Annotated in this window: 4 protein-coding genes and 2 pseudogenes; 2 read left to right on the plus strand and 4 right to left on the minus strand. The window is 40.0% G+C overall.

Translation table 11 applies throughout. The features are described 5' to 3' along the window. Window positions 1-30 precede the first annotated feature (30 nt). Window positions 31-339, minus strand: a complete 309-nt coding sequence (locus BET10_RS21255; protein ID WP_083330433.1) for a DUF1272 domain-containing protein — start codon at window positions 337-339, stop codon at window positions 31-33. Between the two features lie 263 nt (window positions 340-602). Beyond that, a pseudogene (locus BET10_RS21925) lies at window positions 603-905 on the minus strand (VOC family protein). 189 nt (window positions 906-1,094) lie between these two features. Here BET10_RS21925 and BET10_RS20330 point away from each other — a divergent pair. Together BET10_RS20330 and BET10_RS20335 are read left to right on the plus strand one after the other, a co-directional pair. Then, a complete protein-coding gene (locus BET10_RS20330) occupies window positions 1,095-1,355 on the plus strand; it encodes a helix-turn-helix transcriptional regulator (protein WP_070987863.1) in 261 nt (86 codons plus the stop codon). 345 nt (window positions 1,356-1,700) lie between these two features. Continuing rightward, a complete protein-coding gene (locus BET10_RS20335) occupies window positions 1,701-2,294 on the plus strand; it encodes a hypothetical protein (protein WP_070987865.1) in 594 nt (197 codons plus the stop codon). A gap of 235 nt (window positions 2,295-2,529) precedes the next feature. Here the strand turns inward: BET10_RS20335 and BET10_RS21260 are convergent, their stop codons facing one another. Both BET10_RS21260 and BET10_RS21930 read right to left on the minus strand, forming a co-directional pair. Beyond that, window positions 2,530-2,838 carry a DUF1272 domain-containing protein gene (locus tag BET10_RS21260; protein ID WP_083330433.1) on the minus strand — a complete coding sequence of 103 codons (309 nt, stop codon included), beginning with the start codon at window positions 2,836-2,838 and terminating at the stop codon, window positions 2,530-2,532. A 263-nt stretch (window positions 2,839-3,101) separates the two neighbouring features. Continuing rightward, a pseudogene (locus tag BET10_RS21930) lies at window positions 3,102-3,212 on the minus strand (VOC family protein); the annotation flags it as partial.

Raw genomic sequence — 3,212 nt, forward strand, 5'->3', positions numbered from 1 at the left:
AATGCGGTTGCTTGATGTGCGCTTACCAGTTCATCGATCCTCAGGTGAAATATGTTTTGCAGTCGCCGCAAACTCTTTTAGCTCCTCTAAAGTGTATTTTGTGTGCACTCTTTTTGTCGAGGGTGGTTGGTGATCAATACTTAATCCAGCACGCCTTGCCACTTTAGGTCTAATGGGCCTTGGTGAAAAACCGCCGCCACAATTAGGGCAGACATTTTCTAATATTTCGTCCACACACTGTTTGCAAAACGTACATTCGTAAGTACAGATCATCGCTTCAGGTGAATCTGGTGGTAAGTCTTTATCACAGCACTCGCAATTTGGTCTTATTTCTAACATGTTCTTCTAACTTCCATGGTTGTCCGTGCAGCTCAATCGCAAAAAATTCCGCAGCTTACGGGGTGAGTTTGCTTTGTTATACAGGTTACACCGTTAAAATAAAAGCGAAGGTCAATGAAGTGTCGTTACTTGTTATCCAAAGCTTAAAAGCAATATATTGCTCTGTGCAGTAGATTAACTCATAGGTGCCACCAGATAACCGTTAAAGGTGTGCGCTTGGCCCAATCCCAAGCGCTTGTTCGATATGACAACACCCATCTTGGTTAATCATCGTTATTACGCTCATGCGGTAGATCGCTAAAGTATTCTACAAACTCAACTTCAAAGCCGTCTGGGTCGATAAAATACACATTGTGGCGGTATGGGTTATCACGGCTGCCTTTATCGACTTGATACCCTGCTAATTGACGGTTTTCACCTTCGCCATGATCGCTAAAGGCAATGTAGTTGTAGTCATCGCCAAAGTGTAACTAGTGGCGCGCTTTTCCATACCACTCTCCGTGGCCTTGACTGCGGACATGCCAACACACTCGCAAACACCATGAATAGGCTAGGTCTGCCTGAATGTCAGCCTCAAAGGTGAAAACCCGAATTTGAGGTTCATCTCCTGATTTGATCAACAAGGTAGAGCCTGACTGAGTAGTTTATCTATAGCTGCTTTCATTGAAACTTTAATTAACCTTTGTGTATTTTGTGTTAATATTGTTGGGTGTTTAATATAGGTAATCCTCACATGAAGGTAAAAGGATAAGGATGTGATAGATGGTGATGATTTAAAGGCTATGAGGGTCAGAGCTGGTATATCTCAGGAAGCTATGGCGAAGAAGCTGGAATGTGATAGAAAAACTATCATTAACTATGAGCTCGGAGTGAGTGACATTCGTTCGAAGCAGCTTTTTATGTGGTTTATGTATTGTAAAATAGATATGGGAGCTTTCATCAGTGAGATTAAAAAGGTTCGAAAACAAGCTAACGGTACAGAAGATATAAGCCTGCACGATGACGAATCGCAATGATGGCGTTGGTATATTGGAGCATATGAAATTTTTTATGAGTACTTTTTGCAAATATACATAATTAATGTAAGTTATTCTATATCGAAAATTATGCTGAGTTTTAAGCTTTGTAAAGTGGTTAGTCCGTTTTGTAATTAGCTGCCTTTAGAGCTCTGTCAGTTATCCGAAATCAAAAATTTTTCAGCAGAACATGTACATAGGAATAGTTATCATGAAAGTAATAAACGAAAAAGTTTTACATCACATTAAAGGTGGATCTATTTACAAGCCAAATAAGCCTACTACGGCTGGTTATTCCCCAGAAAACTTGATCCCACCACCAGTTAAGGATAGTCAGGGATAGAGATGAAAGTATCTAATCTAATATTTATCACGATCATAGCATTGGCAGTTTTTTATATCCAAGTTGCGAATCCAGATTATGTAACATACTTGTATTTAACTGTATTGACATTTGGGGTTGTATTTGGGGTTCTTAAAAAGGATCCAAATATCACGCATATATCTGCGATTCTTGCGCTTGTTGCTATCAGTGAGTATGTGATTTTTTCATACAATATTATTAGCTTGGGAGGAGAACTAGACGATTACCTTGTCGTTGGCTCACTAGTGTTTGGTGTGCAACTAGCAATAAACCTTATTGCTGTTTTCTTGCTAATTTGCAGAGTTCAACTATCAAAACTAATATCCAAAACCACATCCAAAAACATTGAACTAACAGCTTTTGACGGCATATTTCATTGGTTCTTTATTTTTGCTGGTATTATTAACTTGCTTGCATTACTGGAGAATGTGTTACGTAACGGGTTTGATTTCAAATATTTGACCTTTATTTACGATATATATGAGAACCTTGGCTACACGATTATAGCGCTTATTTGTGGAACTCTAATTACAATGCTAGTTGTATCAGCAAGAGACGGACGGGCCACTCACTAGTTGTTTTTATTTATCCAAATTCCTATTGATGGCTGAAAGGTAACGTATTAGGTAAGAAGCGACTAACAACTTAATTAAGTCGCTTTTTCACTTAGCGCGCTAGGTCGGTATAAGCTCAGCGCCATCTGGCGCGTTAACCGTTTTACGCAATCGGTGCTATGTCTTGCATTTGATTACTTTTATTTGAATGTTCGCCTGTGACACCAATGCGGTTGCTTGATGTGCGCTTACCAGTTCATCGATCCTCAGGTGAAATATGTTTTGCAGTCGCCGCAAACTCTTTTAGCTCCTCTAAAGTGTATTTTGTGTGCACTCTTTTTGTCGAGGGTGGTTGGTGATCAATACTTAATCCAGCACGCCTTGCCACTTTAGGTCTAATGGGCCTTGGTGAAAAACCGCCGCCACAATTAGGGCAGACATTTTCTAATATTTCGTCCACACACTGTTTGCAAAACGTACATTCGTAAGTACAGATCATCGCTTCAGGTGAATCTGGTGGTAAGTCTTTATCACAGCACTCGCAATTTGGTCTTATTTCTAACATGTTCTTCTAACTTCCATGGTTGTCCGTGCAGCTCAATCGCAAAAAATTCCGCAGCTTACGGGGTGAGTTTGCTTTGTTATACAGGTTACACCGTTAAAATAAAAGCGAAGGTCAATGAAGTGTCGTTACTTGTTATCCAAAGCTTAAAAGCAATATATTGCTCTGTGCAGTAGATTAACTCATAGGTGCCACCAGATAACCGTTAAAGGTGTGCGCTTGGCCCAATCCCAAGCGCTTGTTCGATATGACAACACCCATCTTGGTTAATCATCGTTATTACGCTCATGCGGTAGATCGCTAAAGTATTCTACAAACTCAACTTCAAAGCCGTCTGGGTCGATAAAATACACATTGTGGCGGTATGGGTTATCACG

It is taken from the genome of Pseudoalteromonas amylolytica (genome assembly GCF_001854605.1).
GTDB classification, from domain to species: Bacteria; Pseudomonadota; Gammaproteobacteria; order Enterobacterales; family Alteromonadaceae; genus Pseudoalteromonas; species Pseudoalteromonas amylolytica.